The 23731-nt window shown below is 62.0% G+C and carries 16 protein-coding genes and 1 tRNA gene; 7 read left to right on the top strand and 10 right to left on the bottom strand.

The genetic code is table 11. The annotated features are described in order from the left end of the window. Positions 1-153 precede the first annotated feature (153 nt). Both C8K44_RS20415 and C8K44_RS20410 read left to right on the top strand, forming a co-directional pair. A complete protein-coding gene (locus C8K44_RS20415) occupies positions 154-1818 on the top strand; it encodes an arylsulfatase (protein WP_109577607.1) in 1665 nt (554 codons plus the stop codon). Between the two features lie 176 nt (positions 1819-1994). Beyond that, the gene (locus C8K44_RS20410) at positions 1995-3536 is read left to right on the top strand and encodes a DUF1254 domain-containing protein (protein WP_245417569.1); all 1542 of its coding nucleotides are present in this window, start codon (positions 1995-1997) and stop codon (positions 3534-3536) included. A 243-nt stretch (positions 3537-3779) separates the two neighbouring features. Here C8K44_RS20410 and C8K44_RS27570 read toward each other — a convergent pair whose 3' ends face one another. The 3 genes from C8K44_RS27570 to C8K44_RS20400 form a co-directional block, all read right to left on the bottom strand. Beyond that, the gene (locus C8K44_RS27570) at positions 3780-3947 is read right to left on the bottom strand and encodes a hypothetical protein (protein WP_158282769.1); all 168 of its coding nucleotides are present in this window, start codon (positions 3945-3947) and stop codon (positions 3780-3782) included. Positions 3948-4379: 432 nt separating this feature from the next. Then, positions 4380-4456: transfer RNA gene (locus tag C8K44_RS20405), tRNA-His, on the bottom strand. Between the two features lie 268 nt (positions 4457-4724). Continuing rightward, positions 4725-5183, bottom strand: coding sequence for a phasin (locus C8K44_RS20400; RefSeq protein ID WP_109577606.1), 459 nt, complete (start codon positions 5181-5183; stop codon positions 4725-4727). 241 nt (positions 5184-5424) lie between these two features. Here C8K44_RS20400 and C8K44_RS20395 point away from each other — a divergent pair, with 241 nt between their 5' ends. From C8K44_RS20395 to C8K44_RS20385, 3 genes are all read left to right on the top strand, one after another. Beyond that, a complete protein-coding gene (locus C8K44_RS20395; RefSeq protein WP_109577605.1) occupies positions 5425-9102 on the top strand; it encodes a PAS domain S-box protein in 3678 nt (1225 codons plus the stop codon). Between the two features lie 248 nt (positions 9103-9350). Next, positions 9351-10397 (top strand): Fe(3+) ABC transporter substrate-binding protein, encoded by a 1047-nt coding sequence (locus C8K44_RS20390; RefSeq protein ID WP_109577604.1) that lies wholly within the window; start codon positions 9351-9353, stop codon positions 10395-10397. A gap of 75 nt (positions 10398-10472) precedes the next feature. After that, complete coding sequence (locus tag C8K44_RS20385) at positions 10473-12191, top strand: iron ABC transporter permease (protein WP_109577603.1); 1719 nt, start codon at positions 10473-10475, stop codon at positions 12189-12191. 251 nt (positions 12192-12442) lie between these two features. On the opposite strand, the gene C8K44_RS20380 is transcribed toward C8K44_RS20385, so the two are convergent. Then, positions 12443-14401: an acetoacetate--CoA ligase gene (locus tag C8K44_RS20380; protein WP_109577674.1), complete on the bottom strand. Its 1959-nt coding sequence runs from the start codon at positions 14399-14401 to the stop codon at positions 12443-12445. 183 nt (positions 14402-14584) lie between these two features. Here C8K44_RS20380 and C8K44_RS20375 point away from each other — a divergent pair, with 183 nt between their 5' ends. Then, positions 14585-16441, top strand: coding sequence for an AsmA family protein (locus C8K44_RS20375; RefSeq protein WP_109577602.1), 1857 nt, complete (start codon positions 14585-14587; stop codon positions 16439-16441). Here the strand turns inward: C8K44_RS20375 and xseA are convergent. Beyond that, entirely contained in the window at positions 16438-18003 is a 1566-nt protein-coding gene (gene xseA / locus C8K44_RS20370) for an exodeoxyribonuclease VII large subunit (RefSeq protein ID WP_109577601.1), read from the bottom strand. The two genes, C8K44_RS20375 and xseA, sit on opposite strands and share 4 nt — an antisense overlap. A gap of 56 nt (positions 18004-18059) precedes the next feature. Beyond that, the gene (locus C8K44_RS20365; RefSeq protein WP_109577673.1) at positions 18060-19016 is read right to left on the bottom strand and encodes a LysR substrate-binding domain-containing protein; all 957 of its coding nucleotides are present in this window, start codon (positions 19014-19016) and stop codon (positions 18060-18062) included. Positions 19017-19194: 178 nt separating this feature from the next. Between C8K44_RS20365 and C8K44_RS20360 the strand changes: the two genes are divergently transcribed. After that, a complete protein-coding gene (locus tag C8K44_RS20360; protein WP_109577600.1) occupies positions 19195-19485 on the top strand; it encodes a DUF1127 domain-containing protein in 291 nt (96 codons plus the stop codon). Between the two features lie 136 nt (positions 19486-19621). Here C8K44_RS20360 and C8K44_RS20355 read toward each other — a convergent pair whose 3' ends face one another. The 4 genes from C8K44_RS20355 to C8K44_RS20340 form a co-directional block, all read right to left on the bottom strand. Beyond that, complete coding sequence (locus tag C8K44_RS20355) at positions 19622-20533, bottom strand: DUF937 domain-containing protein (protein WP_109577599.1); 912 nt, start codon at positions 20531-20533, stop codon at positions 19622-19624. A gap of 76 nt (positions 20534-20609) precedes the next feature. After that, positions 20610-21983: a glutamate--cysteine ligase gene (locus tag C8K44_RS20350; protein ID WP_109577672.1), complete on the bottom strand. Its 1374-nt coding sequence runs from the start codon at positions 21981-21983 to the stop codon at positions 20610-20612. Between the two features lie 212 nt (positions 21984-22195). Continuing rightward, complete coding sequence (locus C8K44_RS20345) at positions 22196-22930, bottom strand: 16S rRNA (uracil(1498)-N(3))-methyltransferase (RefSeq protein ID WP_109577598.1); 735 nt, start codon at positions 22928-22930, stop codon at positions 22196-22198. 88 nt (positions 22931-23018) lie between these two features. Then, entirely contained in the window at positions 23019-23669 is a 651-nt protein-coding gene (locus C8K44_RS20340) for a hypothetical protein (RefSeq protein ID WP_109577597.1), read from the bottom strand. Between the last annotated feature and the right edge of the window lie 62 nt (positions 23670-23731).

The raw sequence follows: 23731 nt of genomic DNA, 5'->3' as shown, positions 1-23731 counted from the left end.
GCCGAGAGGGGGCTTTTTGCGGTTGGGCAAACCTGCGCTTGCCGACGCCGCCGTAATGTTTACGTTGGGGAAGCAACTCCCGATTGCCGATACTGGATAGGGGGATGCGTTGTTCACGTGCATTCGAAATTTGCAATTATGCAGGAGTAGAAGATGAGCGTGTTTCGCAACGATGTTTCTACCGAAAAAGATGAAACTGCCGCAGCAGCTGTAAGCCGCCGCAGCGTGCTACTTGGGGGAACCGTACTGGCGGCAGCCGGCGCCATGGGGTCGATGGCCTCCACGACCAAAGCACAGGCTCAACAACAGGGTTCGACCCCCAGCGGCAAGCCGCCGAACATTCTCGTCATCTTCGGCGACGACATCGGTATCCCCCAAATCAGTGCCTATACGATGGGTTTGATGGGCTACCGCACGCCCAACATCGACCGCATCGCCAAGGAAGGTGCGATCTTCACCGATTCTTACGGTCAGCAGAGCTGCACAGCCGGACGTGCCTCCTTCATTCTCGGGCAGGAACCGTTCCGTACCGGCCTCTTGACGATCGGCATGCCGGGCGATCCGCACGGTATCCAGGAGTGGATGCCGACCATTGCAGATGTCATGAAGTCCAAAGGCTATGCCACGGGCCAGTTCGGCAAGAACCATCTCGGTGACCATGACGAGCACCTGCCGACCAATCACGGCTTCGACGAGTTTTTCGGCAACCTCTACCACTTGAATGCCGAAGAGGAGCCGGAGGGTTACTTCTATCCGAAAGACCCGGAATTTCTGAAGAAATTCGGTCCCCGCGGAGTCATCAAGTCCAGCGCGGATGGAAAGATCGAAGATACGGGGCCGCTCAACACCAAACGCATGGAAACCGTAGACGAAGAATTCCTCGCCGCCGCCAAGGATTTCATCGACCGTCAGCACAAGGCCGAGAAACCGTTCTTTGTATGGTTCAACTCGACCCGAATGCACGTCTTCACCCATCTGAAGCCGGAGTCGCTTGGCAAAACGGGGAAGGGCATCCACGCCGATGGCATGGTCGAGCATGACGGGCACGTCGGCCAACTCCTCCAGCAACTTGACGACCTCGGCATCGCCGACGACACGATCGTGCTCTACACCACTGACAACGGCGCCGAACTCGCACTGTGGCCCGACGGCGCGCAGACGATGTTCCACGGCGAAAAGGGCACGACCTGGGAAGGCGGCTTCCGCATCCCGATGATGGTGCGCTGGCCGGGCGTGGTGAAGCCGGGTACTGAGATCAACGAACCTGTGACACTGATGGACTGGATGCCGACCTTTGCGACGGCAGTCGGCGTCACCGATATCAAGGAGCAGATGAAGACGGGCTTCCAGTCCGGGAGCAAGACATTCAAGGTCCACCTCGACGGCTATGACTTGACCGCTCTGCTGAAAGGCGAGGCGAAGGAGCCGCCGCGGGATACCGTCTATTATTTCGACCAGGGCGGCAATCTCAACGCTATCCGCTGGAACGACTGGAAACTGAGTTTCGCGATCGCCAGCCACGGCAACATTGCCACGGCGACGCGTGAGGTGCCGAGTTGGGCCCTGATCGCCAATCTGCGCATGGATCCCTACGAGCGAGGCATGGACGAAGGTGGCGGCGCCACCGAATTCCTGGCGCGCAACATCTGGCTGCTGGTGCCCATTCAGGGCAAGATCAAGGACTTCTTCACCGACTTCGACAAGTTCCCGTTCCAGGCGGGCAGCACGCTGAATGCCAGCGGTATCAATTATGGCTGGTTGCAGCAGCAGGCTGCAATGAAACGACTTGGCGAACTTGAGCGGCTGATGCCGCAATAAGGGCGCGAGTGGCGAAGAGGGCGAATCGATTCGCCCTCTTCGCTTGTCGGCCAGCGGGCGTGCAAGAGCAAATCATGAATGTCTATCGATAACCCCTGTGTAACCGTAACTGGCTTGTCGTTGTTGCGCGCCTCCATCTACTCTGACACTCCTAGGGGTGCAGCAGGAGATGAGGTATGGAAGCCAATATGTTCAAAGCCTTGCGGGGGGCGGTTTTCGCCTTGGTGGCGATCGGTGCCAGTGCAGCCGCGCACGCACAGTCGTCAAGATACGACGACCTGTCGAAGATTCCGCTGACGGAAGGTTATCTTTCGAAAGAAGACAATGCCAAGCTCAAGGATGAGTTGCTGTTTCAGCGGGCGGTCCAGAGCTACCTCTGGGCGCAGCCGGCGCTAAACATCTATGCCATGAAGGAAGGGTCCGAAAAACTCTTCGGCAAGGGTTACAATGTCTTGCCGGTGTGGAAGGAGCGCCTCAACGCCAATACGCAAGTCACCACCCCGAATTCCGACGTCATCTACGCCATGGGCTATCTCGACCTGAAGCAGGATGGGCCCATGGTGCTTGAGGTGCCGCCCGGCCTTCAGGGCATTCTCGACGATTTCTTCCAGCGGCCGATCTGCAATCCCGAGCCCGTGGCCGAGAAGACCTGGTATCCGGAGCCCTATTCCAAGGACATCTGGTGCGGCGATGTGGGATTGCCCGGCCCGGACAAGGGCAAAGGTGCCAACTATCTCATCATTCCGCCCGACTACACGGGTGAAATCCCGAAAGATTTCATCGTCTACAAGTCGCGGACCTATAACGTCTTCGTCTTCTGGCGCGCATTTTTCAAGGATCCGGCAAACCTGTCCGAGCCTGTCGACCTCGTCACCAAGACCAAGATCTATCCGCTGGGCAAAAAAGACAGCGCCAAGCCCATGGAGTTTCCCGACGGGTCCAAGGCGTCGCCCAACATGCTATATCCGACCGACGGCAGCGCGTTCGACATGCTATCGCGCTTCATCGACAGCGAATATGCCGACCCCGTGGATGCCGACATGCGCGGCATGCTTGCCAGCATCGGTATCATCAAGGGCCAGCCTTTCAATCCCGACGCACATACGCGTGAAATCCTCGACAAGGCCGGCAAGACAGCGTTCCGCATCGGCCGCGCCATTGCCTACGATCCCCCCAAGATCGTGCCGAACACGCGCTGGTACAGCGACAGGCAGTGGGTGAACCCGTTCCCCGCAAACACCGAGTTCACTGGACCGTCGTTCAAGTACCTTGATCTGCGGACCGGTTTCTTCGCCTTGGCCTATTCGGCAAGTCCCGCGATGGCCGTCAACATGGCGGGCATGGGTGCGAAATACCCCGTCGCCTTCACCGATGCGGACGGTGATCCCCTGTCGGGCAGCAAGGCCTACAAGCTGCATTTGCCCAAGGATATTCCAGCCGGGATTTTCTGGTCGGTCACCGTCTATCGGCCCGAGACGGCATCTGGCCTCGCGAACGGGCAGGCGTTCCCCTCGATCAACACGATGGACAAGCCCGAGGCCAATGCCGACGGTTCGATCGACATGTATTTCGGACCCGAAGCGCCCAAGGGACACGAAAAGAACTGGCTGAAGACGGTGCCGGGCGAAGGCTTCTTCGCCATCCTCCGGCTTTATGGGCCGAAGGAACCGTTCTTTGACCAGAGCTGGAAGCCCGGCGACCTGGAAAAAATCCAGTAGCTCAGAAATGGCCGTCGGGACCTGACCGGTTCACGTCCCGACGACCAAACCATTCCCTGGTCAGAGACACTATTTGCAGCAAAGGAAATTTGTATGCTTTGAACATCGATCTCTGCGATCGCAGTCGCGCTGGCGCTCGCCACACCAGCTGGAAACCGGGCGACTTTGAACGGGAAACTGAGCGTCGCCGGGACACCGGGATACGTTTCGAGGCAACCTTGTTCCATGTCAGGCATCGCGAGACTAGGCGATGACGCCGGCATGCTCGCTTTCGACCATCTTGGCCAAGCGCACAGCGGCATCTTCGCTCTGCATTTTTCGGGTATCGAACGCAGGCTGAAGGTCGCCTTCGGTATCTCGATTGAACGCCGCCACGACGATCAATCTGGCAGATGGGGTGCGATCTTGCATCCAAGGCTCCCAACTTGGCCGGCGCCTCCCGGCTGAGTCTTCCAAAGCTGCGCCGGCCTGCGGACAGAATGCGGCCGCGCTGGAAACGGTATCAGCAGCTGCATATTGGCTCAAGGTCTAGGGAATGTGCCGCCTTACCGCCATGCGATCGCCCCGCTGCCCAAAAGTGGCGGGGCTTTTTCTGCGTTTTAGTATGATGGCTTTTCGTATGGCAACGCCAACGGCGAATCACGGCTCAGGCTATTTTGTCTCTGCCTGGAACATTTTCCCGCCGGCACGTTCCATGTTGCGTCCATGTCGCATGGATTAGCCGTCGCCTTGCGGGAACCCTTGGAAACCAAGGGAATCGGCTTGCAACATGAATTCGACACGACGAGCCTACTGCAGGCACATGACGTCGCTCTCAGGTGCTGATTCTATTTGGAGAAGAAATGGTACGGTTGGGTGGGCTCGAACCACCGACCTCCGGATCCACAATCCGGCGCTCTAACCAACTGAGCTACAACCGCGTGCCTTGCTTTGATGCCGCGTCCATACGGACAATTCCATCCCATTTCAAGAGCTTTGCGCATATTCCACTGCGGCGATTTATGCCTGGGTCGCGAAGTCCTTGATTACAGGGCCTTTCAGCCTGATGAAATCGGCCGTGGAAAAAGAAAAAGGCCGGCGGGAGGAGCCGGCCTTTTCCTGTGATGACCAGCGGGAGGAGGTGCTGGCCGCTTCGCCCGACAGGCAGAGGGAGGAGGAACCGCCCGCCGGGTATCTGTTCAGGCGCTATCAAGCGGCCTTGAGATCTTTCAGTGCCTTTTCGAAAGCGGTCTTGACCGGCTTCGAAACGTCTTCGGCGGCCTTCGAGGCAACTGCCTGGAATTCCTTGGCCTGCTCGACGGTCTGCTCGACTCGGCTGCGCAGATAAGAGGTCTGCAATTCGACGATCTCCGACAGCGTCTTGGCGCCGGCCAGGGCTTCAAGATGGGAGAAACCAGCCTCGGCATTGGTGCGGAGCGCAGCAATAGCCTTGAGCGACAACTCGTTGGTCACGCTGCGGGCGGTCTCGTAGCTGCTCTCGAGGGTCTTCTGAGCCTCTTCGGCACCAGACTTGAGCTTGGTGTAGGCTTCCTTGGACTGCTCGACGCCCTTCTCGGCGAAGACGCGGAACTGGTCGGTTGCCTTGGAAACGTCAAAGCTCGGCAATTCAATGGTATCTGCGAATTCTGCGGTCTTGGTCTTGGACATTGTCTCACCCTGTGGACTGGACGGGGTGTTGTCACCCGTCTCGTTTATTCGCATCCTCGATATAGGGCATATTATGCTGCATTGCAATATCAATGTTGCAGTGCACCATTTTAATCCGATGGGGTTAACCACGTGGCGAGAATAATGCCGCTAGGACCCACCTGTTTGCTAGACCTTGGCGATGACGGCTTTTATTAACAAAGCATTAATTGTGAGAATGCGTGCCTTGCGGGTTATGTGAATGCCGTCAGCAGCCTATTCCTTCATCGACGTCGCGGTCGTCGATCGTGTCAGGCAGCGTTTCGCTGCCGGTGACGCTATCGTCGTGCTGTCCGTCGATCTCGAGCAGGTGCTGTGGGCCAATGGCCCCGGCGCTGCCGTGCTTGGCTATGACGACATCGATGCGGTGATCGGTGCGCCGTCGCGCCTGGGCATGGCTGCGCGCCGCCAGATTGCCGCCACGTCTGGATTCCCCGACATTGGCCGCGACCGCTCGATAATGGTGCGCGTTGCCTCGGGCATGACCAGCAGCGCCGTCGCCTTCGTGGCGAGCGCGGTCCGGCTGCCGGACAGCGAAACGGCGATCATGCTTGCCGTTCCCGCAGCTCAAGCCGGCCTGCACGGGACCAAGAACATTGCCGCGAACGCCATCAGCGGCTTCACCGAGCCGGGACACTTTCTCGCTTTCGTAGATGGCGGCGGCGAGGTCGAGGCCGCGACCGAAGGCTTTGACCAGCTCGGCATTGCCACGTCGACGCTAGCCGGACTGGTTTCCGCCGTCGCTCGCGAGCAAGACCGCATCATCAAACGGGCCATCCCCGCAACCGGCGGCTACCTGCCGGCCGGGCTGGCGCGGCTGGCTGACGATCCGGCGCGGCATCTGCTGGTGGTCGTCGACGAGCGCCTCGACGCGTTTGAAGAAACCGATCAAGAGATCGTCGCGCCTGCAGCCATCACCCCGACCCCGCCAGCCCTGCCGGCCTCGGAACGCCCACGCGACGAAGCGCCGTCGCCAAAAACGCCACGTCCTCAGGATGATGGTGATCACGATCATTGGTACTTCAGCCCCGAAGAGCGCGAAAGCCAGGCCGGTGCGACCATTCGGGCGATGGCTGCAAAGCAGGCCGAAACACCTGTCAATTCAGCACTGACAGGGGCGCCGGCCGACGAGCGGGCTTCTGACGCAGAGCCGATTGCGGAACTGGTTGCTGCGCCGGAGCCGGTCGAAGTGCCGGCAACCGTAGTTGAGCCTGTCGAGTCCTCGCCGGCGCAAGCCCAGCCGGCACAAGCCGCGCCGGCGCTTGAGCGCTCCACCGCTCCGGTGCGCTTCGTCTGGCGCACCGACGCCGAAGGCCGCTTCAGCGCGATTTCCCCGGAATTTGGCGCAGTCGTTGGCGAACATGCCGCCGATGTCGTCGGACGCCGCTTCCAGGACGTGTCGAACACGTTCGAACTCGACCCATCCGGCGAAATAGCAGGCCTGCTTCAACGGCGCGACACCTGGTCGGGTCGCTCGGTGCTTTGGCCAGTCGCTGGATCCGACAAGCGTATTCCCGTCGACCTGGCAGCTTTGCCTGTCTATGGCCGGGACCGCAGCTTTGAAGGGTTCCGCGGCTTTGGGGTGGCGCGCCCCGGCGAAGCCGTGCTTGACCATGAGCGTATCGGCCTGGCGCTGGTGCCCAACGGCAAGCATCCCGAAGAGGCCGAGCCGAAAGGCGAGGGCACCGCTGAGCAGCCTGCTTCGGTTGTGCCAGTAGCGACCGAATCGCCCGTCACAGAAGCCAGCCCGCCTGATGTCGCACAGCCTGAGGCCAAGCAACTCGAAACAAGTCAGCCTGAAGTTCCGCAACAGCCTGCCGAGGAGCTTCCCGCCGGGACCGAGCCTCAGACCGATCCTTTCGCCGGGGAAGTGCCTGCTCTAGAGGTTGGGCCTACGCACGACCGCCGCTATTCAGACAAGGTGATCCGGCTTGCCGAGCATCGGCCAGCCGCTGCCGAGGAGCCTGCCAACGGCAAGGGGCTTTCCAGCGTCGAGCGCAGCGCATTCCGCGAAATCGGCGAGAAGTTGAAGCGCGCGAGCGAGATCGTCGCCGCCAGGCAACAGTCAGTGCCCACTGATGTCGATGCTGCTGAGGAGCCCATCGCAGAGAACAACGGCGAAGCGGCATCAGCCGAGATCGCAGCTTATTCGGAAGCCGCCGCGGCTGAGATCGCCGAGCATGTGTCCGCTGAGTCCGAGGCCCATGACGCGATAGCTGAGCCGGCCGCCACCGTGGCACCAGGCTCCAGTGGGGCGATGCCGGCAGAAAAACTGGAGACCGCCGAGGTCGTGGCGCTGTCATCAATACGTCCGGTCGGTCCCACCGTCGAGCTAGCCGATGTTGAACGCGACGAGCCCGAGAAGCCGCCGTTGCGTGCCGAAGACGTCATCCCTTCCTTCGCCGCCGGTCGCGATACGCCTGTCGACGCGCCAATTCTCGAACAATTGCCCGTGCCGGTACTCATTCATGCCGGTGATGTGCTGCATTATGCCAACGCCGAGTTTCTCGACCTGACCGGCTACGAATCGGTCGACGAGTTGGAAAAGGCCGGTGGCCTCGACGCGTTGTTTGCCGAAAGCTACGGCGACGAGCCGGGCTCCGATCATGACCTCAGATTGAAGACCCGCGCCGGCGAGGAATTTCCGATCGAGGCGGTGCTGCGTTCCGTGCCGTGGCAGGATGGCAAGGCGCTGATGCTGGTCGTGCGTCGCATCAGTGCTGATGACGATGTCGAGGATGCTTCCGAACAGATCGCGGAACTCGAAGAACGTCTTGCCGAAATGCGCACCATCATCGACACGGCAACTGACGGCGTCGTGTTGATCGACCGTGACGGCGGAATCCGCTCGATCAGCCGTCCAGCGGAAGCCCTGTTCGGCTTCGACAGCGACGAGGTCACCGGCAAGCCGTTCCATTCGCTTTTCGCCATCGAAAGCCAACGCGCCGCGCGCGATTATCTTGTTGGCCTTTCCGAACACGGCGTCGCAAGCGTGCTAAACGACGGCCGCGAGGTCATCGGCCGCGAGGCGCAAGGGCGCTTCATACCGCTGTTCATGACCATTGGCCGCCTGCCCAACGACAGCGGCTTTTGCGCGGTGGTTCGCGACATCACCCAATGGAAGCGGGCCGAGGAGGAACTGACCCAGGCGCGCGCCGTGGCCGAGCGCTCGTCGTCGCAGAAGACCGACTTCCTTGCCCGCATCAGCCACGAAATCCGCACGCCGCTTAACGCGATCATTGGTTTTTCCGAATTGATGGTCGACGAGAAGTTCGGCCCAGTCGCCAACGACCGCTACCGCGACTATCTCCGCGACATCAACCGCTCGGGCAACCACGTGCTCGATCTGGTCAACGACCTGCTAGACATTTCCAAGATCGAGGCTGGCCAGCAGGAGATGGACTACGAGGCAGTGTCACTCAACGACACGCTGGCCGAAACCGTGGCCATGATGCAGCCCCAGGCCAACCGGGAACGTGTTATCATCCGCTCAAGCTTCGCCTCGCGCCTTCCCGAGATCGTTGCAGACCGGCGCAGCATTCGCCAGATCGCGCTCAACATCCTGTCCAATGCGGTGCGCTATACCCAGGCTGGCGGCCAGGTCATCGTCTCCACCGCCTACGAGACTTCTGGTGATATCGTCATGCGCGTGCGCGACACCGGCATCGGCATGAGCCAGGCGGAGATCGAGCAGGCGCTGAAGCCGTTCAAGCAGATCAATTCGCTCAAGCGCACCCGTGGCGACGGAACCGGTCTCGGCCTGCCTCTGACCAAGGCCATGGTAGAGGCCAATCGCGCCCGTTTTGCCATCGCTTCGACGCCGGGCGAGGGCACTCTGGTGGAGGTGACATTCCCTTCGACGCGGGTTCTCGCCGAGTAGCAGTTTGCCGGCGGGTGCGACATTTTGCGCACAATAGCGTGAACGGGTCCCGGCTGTGTTAGCATTTGTTGAACAAGTCATTGAATCCGGTGCGAAACATTCCAGTTTAGAACGGTTCTAAACTATTGAAAAGGTTGACCTTTAAACTTGACTGGATACCTCACAATGACCATAGGGGAAGCAGCCTCCAAACTGAGGCTTTGACTTATTCCTCGAGGGAATTTGACCCCTTTGGCCAGGAGAGAGAAATGAAGATCAACAACGCCCGCTCGGCGATTGCCGGCTACGCTTTTGCGGTTGCGGCGCTCTTCACCACGTCGGCGCTCGCCGATGGTGTCGTCAACATCTACACCTATCGTCAGCCCGACCTGATCAAGCCGGTTCTCGATGCCTTCACGGCCGACACCGGTATCAAGACCGAAGTGCTGTTCCTCGACAAGGGTCTTGAGGAGCGCATCCAGGCTGAGGGGCAGAATTCGCCTGCCGACGTCATCATGACCGTCGACATCGCCCGTCTCACCTCGGCCAAGGAAAAGGGCGTCACCCAGCCGCTGGTCGATGAAGAGATCAACAAGCTGCTGCCCGCCGAGTATCGCGATCCTGAAGGCAACTGGTTCGGCGTGACCAAGCGCGCACGCGTCGTCTATGCCTCGAAGGACCGCGTCAAGGACACCGCCATCACCTATGCCGACCTCGCCGATCCCAAGTGGAAGGGCAAGATCTGTATTCGCTCGGGCCAGCACGACTACAATCTCGCGCTCTTCTCCGCCGCGATCGCGCATTGGGGTCCGGAAAAGACCGAAGAGTGGATGAAGGGTCTCAAGGCTAATCTGGCCAAGAAGCCGGACGGTGGCGACCGTCCGCAGGCTGGCGCAATTGCCGCCGGCGAATGCGACATCGCCATTGGCAACACCTACTATGTCGGCCTGATGCGCAACAACGAGAAGGATCCGAAGGAAAAGGAATGGGGCAACGCCATCAACGTCCTCTTCCCGACCTTCGAGAACGGCCTGACCCACGTCAACATCTCGGGTGCCGCGCTCGCCAAGAACGCGCCGAACCGCGACAACGCCGTAAAGCTGATCCGCTTCCTGGCCAGCCATGAAGCACAGCAGGTCTACGCCGAGAAGAACTACGAGTATCCGGTCGAGCCGGGCCTGGAGCCGTCCGAGACGGTCAAGGCGTTCGGCACGCTCAAGGCAGACACGCTGCCGCTGGTCGACATCGCCAAGGGCCGCAAGGCGGCGTCCGAAATGGTTGACCGCGTCGGTCTCGACGACGGCCCGAGCAGCTGATAGGCCGGGTCATGAACTGAGGAAGAGCCGGGCCGGGCAATCGGCCCGGCTTTTCCGCGTTACAGGGGATTTGCCGTGCCGACAACGGGCGGAGCAGGTGGAGTTTCAGACACGGCATTTGCCGCGAACGCCCGAGCCTTGCCCGTCAAGCGCCTGCGCCATCCCCTGATCGGCGCGCTGGCGCTTGCTGTCGGAATCGTTGTCATCCTGCCGGTCATTTCGCTTGTCTTCGTTGCGCTTTCCGGCACCGGCGAGGACTGGCCGCATCTGATTGCAAACGTCCTGCCGGGCGCAATGCGCACGACGCTTGCACTTCTTGCCATGGTTGCCGCGCTCACCTCGGTCGCGGGCGTTGCCTGCGCCTGGGCTGTCGTTGCCTATGATTTCCCCTGCCGTCGTATCCTGTCATGGGCGCTGGTGCTGCCGCTTGCCGTGCCGCCTTATCTCGCCGCCTACGCCTTCGGTGAATTCTTCCACTACCAGGGGCCGGTTCAGAGCCTGGTGCGGACGATTTTCGGCTTCCAGACAATCCGCGACTACTGGTTCCCCGACATCCGCTCGACCTGGGGCACCGCCTTCGTGCTCGCCTCGGTGCTCTATCCCTACGTCTATCTCACCACGCGCATCGTTTTCCTCATGCAGGGCCGCAACATCGCCGATGTCGCGCGCACGCTCGGTGCGCGGCCGCGCCGGGTGTTCTGGCGCGTACTTCTGCCGGTCGCACGTCCGGCCATCGTTGCCGGCGTGGCGCTGGTGCTGATGGAGACGATCAACGACATTGGTGCTGCCGAATATTTCGGCGTCCGCACGCTGACGGTCGCGGTCTACACCACCTGGCTCAACCGCGGCAGCCTGGAAGGCGGGGCGCAGATCGCGCTTCTTATGCTCGTTCTCGTGGTGCTGTTGCTCGTCGCCGAGCAGTGGGCACGCCGGCGCCAGCGCTTTCACGCCGGCCGCGGCACCCATCTCAAGGTTCACCCGCCACGGGTGGCGCTGAAGGGCTGGACGCGCTTCGCCATGCCAGTTGCCGTGGCATTGCCGATTCTCAGCGGCTTCGGCGTGCCGATCACAATATTCGGCCAATATGCCTCGCGCCGCCTTGAGCAGTTCGCCTCGCCTGATGTCGGGCGCGCCTTCGGCAACAGCCTGATGACGGCCTCGCTGACGGCAACGCTGACCGTCGCCATCGCACTGTTCCTGCTCAACGCCCAGCGCCTGTCGAAAACCCGCGCCATGGCCGCCACGGTGCGGTTGGCCTCCGTGGGCTATGCCTTGCCCGGCGGCATTCTCGGTCTCGGTCTGCTTTTTGTGCTCGCGCGCTTTGACAATTCGGTCGACGCTTTCGCGCGCGCCTATCTTGGCTTTTCAACCGGACTCTTGCTCACCGGTTCGGCCGCAGCCGTTATCCTTGCCTGCACCATCCGCTTTGTCGCGCTCGCCGAAGGTGCTGTTCGCTCGGGCATGGAAAAGCTGCCCGCAAGCCTCGACGAAGCAGCGCGGAGCCTGGGCAAGACGCCGGCGCAAAGTGCCACGAGCGTGCTGCTGCCGCTGCTCAAGCCAGCCATCATGACGGCTGCGGTGCTGGTCTTTGTCGATACCGTCAAGGAGTTGTCGGCGACGATCCTGCTCAGGCCCTTCGGCTTCAGCACCCTTGCCACCCATGTCTATGAAAACGCCTCGCGCGGCGTGCCGGAGGAGGGGGCTGTCGCGGCGATAGTCATCATCATTACGGCCATGGTGCCGGTGGTGCTGCTTTCCGGCGCGCTTGTACGCGACGCCGAGGCCTCGCTCTAAGCACCTTCCCAAAAAGAAAAGGCGCCGGAACGGGCGCCTTTAAGGAGATGCTGTTTACAACGGGGACTTGAGCTGAGGAGCTGACCTCGGAGACGAGGAAAGGGATTTCTCCCTCAAGTTAGCCACGAATATCGGCGCCGAACATTAACAGCTCCTTACCGCGATAATGAAAAATTTACGAAAGTGTACCACTCCTGAAGTCTAGGTAAATTTACACTTCATCTTTCATTAAGCATGTCGCCGTCCCGTGCTCATTTCTGCAGCGCCGGGATGTCGCGATAAAGCTCCAGCGCTTCGGGGTTGGCGAGCGCTTCCTTGTTCTTGACGGCGCGGTGATGGACGATGTCGCGGACCGCAAGTTCGGTGATCTTGCCGGATTTGGTGCGCGGAATGTCGGTGATAGCGACGATGCGCGCCGGTACGTGGCGCGGGCTCGCGCCAGTGCGGATCTTGGTGCGAATGCGCTTTTCCAACTCCTCGTCGAGAACGATGTCGGTGGCCAGACGCACGAACAACACCACGCGCACGTCGTCGTCCCAGTCCTGGCCGATGCAGATGGCTTCGAGGATCTCGGGCATCTGCTCGACCTGGTTGTAGATCTCGGCGGTGCCGATGCGCACCCCGCCGGGGTTGAGCGTCGCGTCCGAGCGGCCATGGATGACCATGCCGCCATGGGCTGTCCACTCCGCGAAGTCGCCATGGCACCAGATGTTGTCGAAACGCTCGAAATAGGCGGCGTGGTACTTTTTCCCGTCCGCGTCGTTCCAGAAGCCGATCGGCATGGTCGGGAACGCCTTGGTGCAGACGAGTTCGCCCTTTTCGCCGCGCACCGGGTGGCCGTTGTCGTCCCAGACGTCGACCGCCATTCCGAGGCCGGGGCCCTGTATCTCGCCGACCCAGACCGGCTCGGTTGGCACGCCGAGTACGAAGCAGCCCATGATGTCGGTGCCGCCGGATATCGAGGCGAGGTGGATGTCACGCTTGATACCGTCGTAGACGAACTGGAAATCCTCAGGCGAAAGCGGCGAGCCTGTCGACGAAATCGTGCGCACGGTGGACAGATCATGGCTGGCGATTGGCCGCAAGCCAGCTTTGCGCACGGAATCGATGAACTTCGCCGAGGTGCCGAAATAGGTCATGCCCTCGGCTTGGGCGAAGTCGAACAGAACATTGCCATCGGGATGGAAGGGTGAGCCGTCATAAAGCAGGAGCGTGGCTTCCGAAGCCAGACCCGAGACCAGCCAGTTCCACATCATCCAGCCGCAGGTGGTGAAATAGAAGAAGCGGTCGCCCGCCTTCAGTCCCGAATGCAGGCGATGCTCCTTGAGATGCTGGAGGAGCGCCCCGCCGGCCGAGTGCACGATGCATTTGGGAATGCCGGTCGTACCGGACGAAAACAGGATGTAGAGTGGATGCGAAAACGGCAGCTGCTCGAAAGTGACGGGCTTGGCCACGAACGGAGCCAGAGCCTCCTCGAGTGCGTCGGCCTTGGCGATGCCGGCTGCGACATCGCCTGACGTGCCGAGATAGTCGACGACCAGAACCTTCGCCACGCTGGGCAGCTTGTCGGCAACGGCCGCGATCTTTTGGCCGACCTCGATGTGCTTGCCGCCATACCAGTAACCGTCAGGGGCGATGAATATCTTCGGCTCGATCTGGCCGAACCGGTCAAGCACGCCCTGTTCGCCGAAATCCGGCGAGCATGACGACCACACCGCCCCGATCGACGCCGTGGCCAGCATGGCAGCCACCGTCTCGGGCATGTTGGGCATCATCGCAGCGATCCGGTCGCCCTTGCTGATGCCGAGCGAGACAAACAGCTGCTGCAGCCGCGACACCAAGGCCGCAAGCTCGTCCCATGACAGCCGGCGCTCGACCTTGTCTTCGCCGCGAAAGACGATCGCCTCAGCGTTGCCCGAGCGGCGCAGCAGATTTTCGGCGAAATTCAGTGTCGCATCGGCAAAGAACGAAGCGCCGGGCATCTTGTCGCCATCGACCAGAACGCGGCCGCCCTTGTCGCCGGTCACCCCGCAGAAGTCCCACACCAGGTCCCAGAAAGCCTCGCGATCTTCGATCGACCAGGCGTGCAGGTCGCCATAGCTCGAGAACTCCTGCCCGGCACGCTCGCTGGCCTCAGTCATGAACGCCGTCAGCGGCGCCTCCGCGATCTGCTCCGCAGACGGCACCCAAAGCGGCGTTTCAACAGTCATCGGCATCTCTCCCAGAACCGTGCATGGTTATGCATGTCGCACTGCAGCAGATCAAGGAAATGTCGAATTGCGCCATTGCGCTGTGCGCAAACGTCATCGCAAGGTCACAAAGGCTTGAAATGCGGTGTAGCTCGGTTACACCCGGTTCCCACAACGGCGCAGCACGGGCAGCATAAGGGCAACATGCCATCACCACTGTTCAGGCGCAGCATTTGGGCGATCGTCGGCATAGCCGTCTTGATCGCCATCGTTCTTGCGGCCGTGCCATTCGTCGCTTCAACCCAGATCGTCAAGGACCGCATCGCCTTCGAGATGAGTGCGTGGAGCGGCTTTCGCGTTTCCATCGACGGCACGCCCGATATCGAGATCTGGCCGGTCTTCCGGGCAACCCTCACCGACGTGACGTTGACGGACTGGGAAGACGCCGGCGGCCCGCCGGTCATCGAGGCCGAACGTGTCGAGATCGAACTGTCGGCACTCTCGGCCTTGAGCGGCAACGTCGATTTCTCAGATGCACATTTCGTCAGGCCGACACTGCGCCTCAAGCGCCTGGCCGATGGCGGCCTTGAATTGCCCCATTCGCGCGGCGGACGACTGAGCCGGGCAATCGAACGCGCCCAGACCGCCGTTGCGGCAAATCCCGCCGACCCGGATCTGAGCAGCTTGCCATCCGACCAGTTCGGCACGGTCGAATTCATCGACGGTCGTGTCGTCTCGGTCTCGGACAAGGGCGAGGACGAAGTGCTGAGCGATCTCACCGGCAAGGCCAGCCTGCCAGCGCTCAACAAGGCCGGGAAGCTGACCGCCACCGGCGTCTGGCGCGGCGAACAGGTGGCGCTCGAGCTCTCCTCGCCGCGCCCGCTGGTGCTTTTCGCAGGAGGGACGGCCCCCATCGTCGCTTCGGTCAAGTCAGCGCCGGTGGAGGCCTCATTCGACGGCTCGGCCAGCCTGATGGCTGACAAGCATGTCGAAGGTCAGGTCAAGCTGTCGGCACCTTCACTGCGGCGGATGCTGGAATGGTCGCAGCCCGGCGTCCTGCCGGGCAGTCCAATCGGGTCTATTTCTGTCGCTTCAAAGGTGACTGGAGACCTTTCGCGTCTCAAGGTCGAGAACGCTCAGGTCACGCTCGACGGAAACCCGGGCATGGGGGTCCTCGATCTGTCGCTGGCTGGTCCTGTACCGTCGGTCTCGGGCACACTTGCATTCGACACGCTCGACCTCATGACCTTTGCGTCGTCCTTTACGCCAATGGTTCCCGCCAATGGCTCCAGCGCGCCCCAGATCGACACAAGCTTCGCCGACCGCGTCAATCTCGATCTTCGGCTTTCGGCCACGAAGGCAACCGCCGGGTCCATCGCTCTTGCCGAGGTCGCGGCCACCGCACAGGTAAAGGGTGGGTTGGCCGCATTCGACATTTCCGACGCCGAAGCCTTCGGCGGCAATGTCCAGGCCAGCATTCGCTTTGACCGCAAGGCCGGTGGCACGCAGGCCGAGATGCGGCTTCTGGCATCCGACATCGATGGTGGTGCCTTTGGTGCCGCCGCCGGCATGAGCCATATCGTGCCTATCGGCCGCGGAACCGTGTCTGTCATCCTCAACGGGCCTGGCGTGAGCTGGAATGCTCTGCTTGAGAATGCCAACGGTTCTGTGGCGGCCACGTTCGGCGTCGGCGCCATAGCCGGTCTCGATCTTCAGGCGTTCTTGAAACGCACCTCACAGGGGGGCTTCTTCTCTCTCGGCGAAGTGTCAGGCGGCACGGTGCCAGTTGACGGCGTGGAGCTTAAGGCGACGATCGCCAATGGTGTTGCCAAGATCGACAAGGCCGAGGCACGCACCGCCACCAACCGCATCTGGCTGACAGGCATCGTGCCTTATGTCGGTCGCGGGCTGGCCTTGTCGGGGGCCATCGAAGCCAGGGATCCGACGACCGCAACCGCGCCGGCACCAAAGTCTACAGCCTTCTTCGTCGGTGGCTCGTGGAGTGCGCCGTTCGTTTCGCCGCTCGTCGCGCCGGTACTTTCCAAGCCAGTAGGTGACTAGAAAAGGCTGCCCTGGTTGCCGGGTTCCTTGATTTTGGCAGCGGGCTTGGCCACCTGCCTGGGCTTGGCGTCGCCACTGGTGGCGATGGCATTTGCCGTACCGTCAGCGAATTCGATCGACAGCGAGGCGCCCGTGGCCAAGTCGGCCGCACGCTTGAGTACGGCACCGTCGCTATCGCGCACCAGCGCAAAACCGCGCGCCAGCACCGCCTTGTGCGACAGCGTCGCCAACAGCCGGTCTGCCTGGGATAGTCCAGTCCTTGCCCGTTCGAGCCTGCGCCCGATCGCCAGCGTGCCGCGCCGCTCCAGTGCCACGAGTTGATGGCCATAGGCCTCCTGGCGGCGAACCAGAGGTTCCGGCGACAGACGGCCTTGGGTGCGATCAAAGCGGATGCGCCTTTCGCGCACCATGGCCCGCAGTGCCGCGTCCGCCCGCAACATGTCACGGTCGAGATGACGCCGCGTTTCGCCGATCCGCCGCGACAGCGTCGCGGGCGACAGCCGCACTGCCGAAAGGCGCGCGCGCTTGCGCTCGGTGGCAACCGTCAGCGCTCGGCCAAGGCGGCTCGTCGCCTCGTCAAAGCGTCGGCGTGGCAGCGCCAGCAACTGGTCGGGCGTGGGCAACGCCCGTGCCGCTGCGCGTACGGCCTGGCTGCGCCTGTCGATCATCCGAGAAACGGCGCCGCGCAACCTCGCGCCAAGATTGGCGAGTGTCGCCTCAAGCTCGGCTTTGACGGGCACCGCGAGCTCTGCCGCGCCGGTAGGCGTGGGCGCGCGCCTGTCGGCTGCGAGGTCGATGAGCGTCCAGTCGGTCTCATGGCCAACGGCCGAAATGACCGGGATGTGCGAAGCGGCAACCGCGCGGATCAGCGCCTCGTCGTTGAAACCCCACAGGTCTTCAAGACTGCCGCCGCCGCGCGCCACGATCAACAGGTCGGGCCGTGCGATCAATCCGTCATCGGCGAGTGCATTGAAGCCGTTGACGGCACCAGCGACTTCTCCACCCGAGGTCTCGCCCTGCACGCGTACCGGCCAGACCAGCACGTGCAGCGGAAAGCGATCCTTGATGCGGTGGATGATGTCGCGGATGACCGCACCCGTCGGCGATGTCACCACGCCGATGACCAGCGGCATGAACGGCAGAGGTCGCTTGCGGCTGTCGTCGAACAGGCCTTCGGCGGCGAGCTTGCGCTTGCGCTCCTCGAGCAGCGCCATCAGCGCGCCGGCGCCGGCCGGTTCCAGGCCGTCGATGACGATCTGGTATTTCGAAGAGCCGGGATAGGTCGTCAGCTTGCCGGTGGCGATCACCTCCATCCCTTCTTCGGGACGGAATTTCAGCCGGCTCATCGTGCCTTTCCACACCACCGCTTCGATGCGTGAGCGGTCGTCCTTCAGCGAGAAGTAGGCATGGCCGGAGGAATGCGGTCCACGGTAGCCGGAAATTTCGCCACGAACCCGGACATTTCCGAAAGCGTCTTCGACAGTGCGCTTCAGCGCGCCGGAGATTTCGCTGACGGTATATTCGGCAGCGTTGGTTCGTGATTCGGTGGCAAGTTCGTTCATGGCGCGATTGAGGGCCGGGGGGCACTCCTCGTCAAGCTTTGCCGATCAGTTGATGGCTACCATCCCGGCATGATGTGGCTCGGTCTCAGCCTGCGGCCACGTGCGGCTGCAAGGGCGGCGAAATCGAACGTGCCGGTCTCTTCGGTTGTCGGCACCGAAATGTTGTCGAGGCTTTCCGAGATATGGCGGGCAAGCGCATCGACGATGTCCGGCCGGCTGGTATGGCCGCGCATTATGCCGATTCGGCAATCGGGCAGGGGGCTGAAGCCGTCGGCTTCGCCCAGCACGCGCATGCCGGGCCGCAATGCGCATTCGGCCAGCACCGAAACGGCGAGTCCCGAAAGTACGGCCGCGGCAATGACCGTCGCCGACCAGCTGGTGAACAACACCCGGTATTGCCGCCCCGATGCGTCGAGAGTCTCGGTCGCGGTCCGCCGCCACTGGCAGTTCGGCCGGCCGAAGGCCATGGGCAGGATTTCTTCCTCATGCACCATGTGACTCGCCGATGAGACCCAGAGAAGCGGTTCGTTGCGCACGATCTCGGCAGGCCTGGTCTCTTCGCATTGGGTCACCAGTGCGATGTCGAGATTGCCGCGCCGGATCTGGTCGGCAAGATTGACCGTGGGTTCGCACAGCACCGAAAGTTCGACGCGCGGGTTGGAGCGCGAGAACCGCGCCATGATCTCGGGCAGGAAACGGTCGGCATAATCGTCCGGCACGCCGATCCGGATCGTGCCTTCCAAAGCGCGGTCGTCGAAGGCGGCAAGAGTTTCGCGGTTAAGGTGCAAAAGCCTCCTGGCGTAGGTCAACAGGCGCTCGCCATCCTCGGTCAGCTTGTTCATTCGCCCGTCCTTCTCGAAAAGGGCCTTGCCGATGCGGTCCTCGAGGCGGCGCATCTGCATCGACACCGCCGACTGTGTGCGGTGCACCTCGTCTGCGGCGCGCGTGAAGCTGCCGGTATCGACGATCGAGATGAAGGTATGAAGCTGGTCAAGATCGAGCGGAGCGGCCATCGTCGTTTCCATCATGAACATTGATGGTAAAGATTAGAAACATTCGTTGGATTAATCAATACGCCGGTGACATTCTCGCACCGTCCACATGAGGCATGTGAATCGGAACCGGTGCGGCGGCAAAAGGAGCGTCGACCGGAACGGGACCCGTTTGTCCCCGATCTGAGAGGAGATCGTAATGACTACGCTCGACCATTCAACTGAGACGACGCGTTCCGCGGCTCGGCCGGTGAATGCGATGCGTATCGTCAATTATGCCGCAGATCTCTTGCGTGCCTGGAAAAATCGACGCGCCTTCTATCGCCTCGGCGAGATGACCGACGCCGAATTGGCCGATGTCGGCCTCACCCGTGGCGACCTGCACGTCGCCGTCGACCTGCCGTTCGCCAGCGATCCGACCGTCCGGTTGCGCTCGATCAGGCAATCGCGCAGCGAAAATGTCGAGGCCATGGCCCGCCGCGTCGCTTGAGTTTTGCAGGCTCCCCACTCCCAGCCGGTCCCCGCCGGCCTTGCCTGCACGTTTGCCCGGTTCTCCCAAGGACCGGGCATTTTTTTGGGCAGTAGGGCAGTAGGTTGGGCTTTGATTGCCCTGCTCCCTTGCTCCCCTAGCGATATCGGTCCAAACCCTTGTTGAACTGGTCGAAGATCGACTCGACGCCTTTTTGGTAGTCGTCGCGCTGCTGCCGGCCCGTCTCGAACATCTTGCCGAATAGGTCGTCATAGGGGTTCTTCGGCCGGCCGCTGGGGTTCGCCTGTTCCTGTGCCTGTTGGCGCGCCTGCGGTTCCGGCGCCGCGGTCTGGCTGCCGGCGCCAAGCATCTCTTCGAAGATCTTGCCAAGCGGATTGTCGCCGTAAGGGCTTTGCGTCGGCGCTTGCTGACGTTGCGTAGGCTGAGGCTGCGCCTGGCCGCCGCCGAACATATCCTTCAAGACCTTGCCGAAAGGGTTGTCGAACGGATCGGGAGCTTGCGTTTGCTGCGGTGCCTGTTGGGGCGCTGTTCCTCCGCCCATCATCCCGCCAGATTGCCGCATCATCTGCTCGATGATGTCGCCGAGCGGATTGTTGCCGCCGCCGAAACCGCTGGCCGCCTGCATCTGCCCGGTCGACTGCTTGAACAGCCCGCCCATGATCATCGAGGCGATGACCGGCAACATCTGCTTGAGCACGTCCTGGCCGATGCCGGTCGCCTGTGCCGCTTGGCCGGCAACCGCTCGCGACAGGTCCTTCGAGCCAAACAAATGACCCAGAATACCATTGCCTTCATCGACGCCTTGTGGCGAGAAGGCGCGCGAAGCGTCGTCGAAATATTTCGCATGCTGGCCGCTCGCCATGGCCTGCAGGAACGACCCCACGCCGTAGGGGTCGGACGCGTTGCGCTTGAGTCCCTGGCTGAACGCGGGCATCAGCGCTTCGACAGCCGATTGCGTTTGCTGCTGGCTCAGCCCGAACTGGCGCGACAGCGCTTCCATGCCATTGCCGTTCTGGGCATTGGCCAGCATCTCGAACAGTGGCAGCATTTCTTCCTCCTCGGGTCATTCGCCGAGGAGGAGCGTAGTGCGTTTTGGCAAGCGGTTGAAGGGGCTTTCGGAGCCCCTAGTATGCGTATTCCAGGAACGCTGGCTCGATCGAACCGCCCCAGCGCGTATGGTAGGCGTTGAGCATTTCCTCGGCACTGGTGGTACCGCGCGCCACGACCTCGTCGAGCGTGTTGAGGAAACCGGACTCGTCGAAGCCTTCGCGATTCTTGCGGGCGCGGTTGACCAGGCCCTGGCGCGAAATGGCGAGCGCCTCGCGGCCGATCTCTCGCAGCGTGGTGTTGCGGAACGGCGCTGTAATGCCCTGCTCGGGCACCGCGTCGCGCATCGCCAGCACTTCCGCATAGGTCCAGTTTCTGGTGAATTCCTCGGCGGCGTCGAGGGCTGCCGGATCATAGAGCAGGCCGACCCAGAAGGCTGGCAGCGCGCAGATGCGGCGCCACGGGCCGCCGTCGGCACCGCGCATTTCAAGAAAACGCTTGAGCCGCACATCGGGAAATAGCGTCGACAGGTGATTGGCCCAGTCGCCCATCGTCGGCATGCCGTCGGGAATTTCGTTGCGCGCCGCACCCGCCATGAACTGGTGGAAGGTGATGTGGGTCATGTTGCGGTACTGCTCGTCGCGGATGACGAAATACATCGGCACGTCGAGCGCCCACTCGACATAATCGGCAAAGCCGAATTCCGGCGAGAAGCAGAATTCGAGCAGGCCCGAGCGCTGGTTGTCGGTGTCGCGCCAGATGTCGCCGCGCCAGCTTTGCATGCCGTTGGGCTTGCCGTCGGTGAAGGGCGAGTTGGCAAAGAGCGCTGTAGAAAGGGGCTGCAGCTTGAGCGAAACCTGCATCTTGCGGCGCATGTCGGCTTCGCTTTCGAAGTCGAGATTCACCTGGATGGTGCAGGTGCGGTACATCATGTCCAGGCCCTTGGTGCCGACCTTGGGCATGTAGGCACTCATGATGTCGTAGCGCGATTTCGGCATGCGCGGCGTCTCTGCCAGCGTCCATTTCGGGCTGCCGCCGAGGCCGAGGAAGCGGATGCCGAGCGGCTCGGCGATCTCGCGCAGCTGCGCCAGATGTGCGTTGCCCTCACGACAGGTCTGGTGGATCGTTTCGAGAGGCGCGCCCGAAAGCTCGAACTGCCCGCCCGGCTCCAGCGAAATCGCGCCCTGGCCGGTCGGCTCGACGAGGCCGATGATGCGCCCGGCGTCGACGATGGGGTCCCAGCCAAGTGTCTTCTGCATGCCTTCCAGAAGGGCGCGGATGCCTCGCTCGCCGCCATATGGAACCGGTGCGTTGCCATCGACGTAGAATGGGAACTTCTCGTGCTCGGTGCCGATCCGCCACTTGTCGCGCGATTTGTTGCCGGCGGCGAGATAGTCGACGAGCTCGTCCATCCCCTCGATCGGCCGGTAATCAGTGGTGTCGCGCGCCATGTATGCTTCTCCTGAAGGCGGAAGGACCGCGGGCGCTTGATGAACGATCGAGCGCTCGCCGATCAAGCGAAAAATCCTGAGCCTTCGTCAACAGGAATTGATCGATTCCGCAGCCGGTATTGAAATGTTGATGCTTGGAATTGTCCCGTTGCGGACTGCCCATTCCACTTCTTGGTCAATTTACAGGAAGCAATACGCCTCCGCCGGTCGTTCTACCAGTCGCCGATTGCAGCCTGGATCACAGCGAGAGCCGCTACGGCCGCCGTATCGGCGCGCAGGATGCGTGGGCCAAGCGGTATGGCAGTAACGAAGGGCAAAGCGCGCAGCATGCGCCGCTCTTCGTCGGAAAAACCGCCCTCAGGTCCGACAAGCAGGGCAAGTTTTCGTTCCTTGACACCTTGCAGCGCGGACGTCGGATTGTTGGTCGACGCGTCCTCGTCGCAAAAGATCAGCCGCCGCTCCTTGTCCCAGTTGCCGAGCAGCCGTTCGAGTTTTTCGGTTTCTCGCACTTCCGGAATGGCGAGGATGCCGCACTGCTCGGCGGCTTCCACCGCGTTGGCGCGCAGCCTCTCGATGCTGGGCCTGGCCAATTGCGTATGCTGGGTGATGACGGGCACCAGCGTGCCTGCGCCCATCTCGACGGCTTTTTGCACGAGATAGTCGAGCCGGCCCACCTTCAACGGGGCAAAGCAGTAGACGAGATCAGGGTGATCGGGCTGCGGCCGCTGCTGTTCCAGCACTTCGAGCCGCACAGCCTTCTTGGTTTTCGCCGCTATCTTGGCCGACCATTCCCCGTCGCGGCCGTTGAACAGCAGAATCTCCGCGCCCTCGCCGAGGCGAAGCACGTTGCCGAGATAGTGGCTTTGTTGCGGGCTGGCGTCGAAGCCCGCACCGTGGGTCAGGTCATCAGGCACGAAAAGCCGTTGCATCTTGTAGTTTGCGCGCATCGGCGAGGAATGCGGCAGGCCACGTCGGCGGTCAAGCCCCGCGCCTGCGCGGCATCGATTCCGCTGGTTTGAGGGCAGAGCCGGCGATCTATGCTGGCGCGGCGCTCGGATGCCACGTTGGTAGATAGCCTTGGCGCAATATCGCAAGGGTTGTTGCTGGCGTAACCAAGCACATCTCGGTTGCGCCGAATTCGTCGAAGCCAAGGCTCGGCCCATAGCCGGAGAACGACCAGCGCAGGGCACGTCCGTTGCGAATGGCGTAGTCGGCTTCTCCGTCCGAGACCATAGCGCCCTCGGGCAAGAGCGTCAGTCCGTGCCGGTCGACTTCGATTGCCTTGCCGCCGGACGCGAGTCGCTCCTCATGCAGCCGGGCATCTATTTCGCCAACTTTCGGATCTTCAGCCTCAAAGGCGCAGGCATAGGCTGCACTGAAGGCTTGTGCCCTTTCGCGCCGGCAGTAGAAGCAGGGGCGGTGTCCGGCTGCGAGAGCGGTCACCTCGTCGAGAAAGAACAGCTCTGTCCAGCCTGGCTTGGCGCCGGCACGGTTCCGGCCCATCGGCTCTCGTTTCGCGCCCTTGTAGTCCAAGGCACAGGTGATCCAGGCCTTGCTCGCCCAGCGCCTTTTCAGCAGTTGTTTGGTCTCGGGATCGTGGATGATGCCGCGGTTGCCGGTAAACATGCCACGCGCGGGGTCGGCATGGATCTCGCCGAAAGGGTCGACCCTGTTCTGCAGTGGCATAGCTGTTCCTTCTTGGCTGCGTCGCGCGGCGCATGATAGGGCTCGCCGCAACTTTGTCACGC

The organism is Aminobacter sp. AP02 (assembly GCF_003148805.1).
GTDB lineage: Bacteria > Pseudomonadota > Alphaproteobacteria > Rhizobiales > Rhizobiaceae > Aminobacter.
The sequence above is the reverse complement of the archived record's forward strand: the minus strand, read 5'-3'. Positions and strand labels throughout refer to the sequence as shown.

Bases quoted from the DNA above. Each gene is read 5' to 3' on its own strand.
- C8K44_RS20415 (WP_109577607.1), top strand. From the start codon at position 154: ATGAGCGTGTTTCGCAACGATGTTTCTACCGAAAAAGATGAAACTGCC.
- C8K44_RS20410 (WP_245417569.1), top strand. From the start codon at position 1,995: ATGGAAGCCAATATGTTCAAAGCCTTGCGGGGGGCGGTTTTCGCCTTG.
- C8K44_RS27570 (WP_158282769.1), bottom strand. From the start codon at position 3,947: ATGCAAGATCGCACCCCATCTGCCAGATTGATCGTCGTGGCGGCGTTC.
- C8K44_RS20400 (WP_109577606.1), bottom strand. From the start codon at position 5,183: ATGTCCAAGACCAAGACCGCAGAATTCGCAGATACCATTGAATTGCCG.
- C8K44_RS20395 (WP_109577605.1), top strand. From the start codon at position 5,425: ATGCCGTCAGCAGCCTATTCCTTCATCGACGTCGCGGTCGTCGATCGT.
- C8K44_RS20390 (WP_109577604.1), top strand. From the start codon at position 9,351: ATGAAGATCAACAACGCCCGCTCGGCGATTGCCGGCTACGCTTTTGCG.
- C8K44_RS20380 (WP_109577674.1), bottom strand. From the start codon at position 14,401: ATGACTGTTGAAACGCCGCTTTGGGTGCCGTCTGCGGAGCAGATCGCG.
- C8K44_RS20375 (WP_109577602.1), top strand. From the start codon at position 14,585: ATGCCATCACCACTGTTCAGGCGCAGCATTTGGGCGATCGTCGGCATA.
- xseA (WP_109577601.1), bottom strand. From the start codon at position 18,003: ATGAACGAACTTGCCACCGAATCACGAACCAACGCTGCCGAATATACC.
- C8K44_RS20365 (WP_109577673.1), bottom strand. From the start codon at position 19,016: ATGGCCGCTCCGCTCGATCTTGACCAGCTTCATACCTTCATCTCGATC.
- C8K44_RS20360 (WP_109577600.1), top strand. From the start codon at position 19,195: ATGACTACGCTCGACCATTCAACTGAGACGACGCGTTCCGCGGCTCGG.
- C8K44_RS20355 (WP_109577599.1), bottom strand. From the start codon at position 20,533: ATGCTGCCACTGTTCGAGATGCTGGCCAATGCCCAGAACGGCAATGGC.
- C8K44_RS20350 (WP_109577672.1), bottom strand. From the start codon at position 21,983: ATGGCGCGCGACACCACTGATTACCGGCCGATCGAGGGGATGGACGAG.
- C8K44_RS20345 (WP_109577598.1), bottom strand. From the start codon at position 22,930: ATGCGCGCAAACTACAAGATGCAACGGCTTTTCGTGCCTGATGACCTG.
- C8K44_RS20340 (WP_109577597.1), bottom strand. From the start codon at position 23,669: ATGCCACTGCAGAACAGGGTCGACCCTTTCGGCGAGATCCATGCCGAC.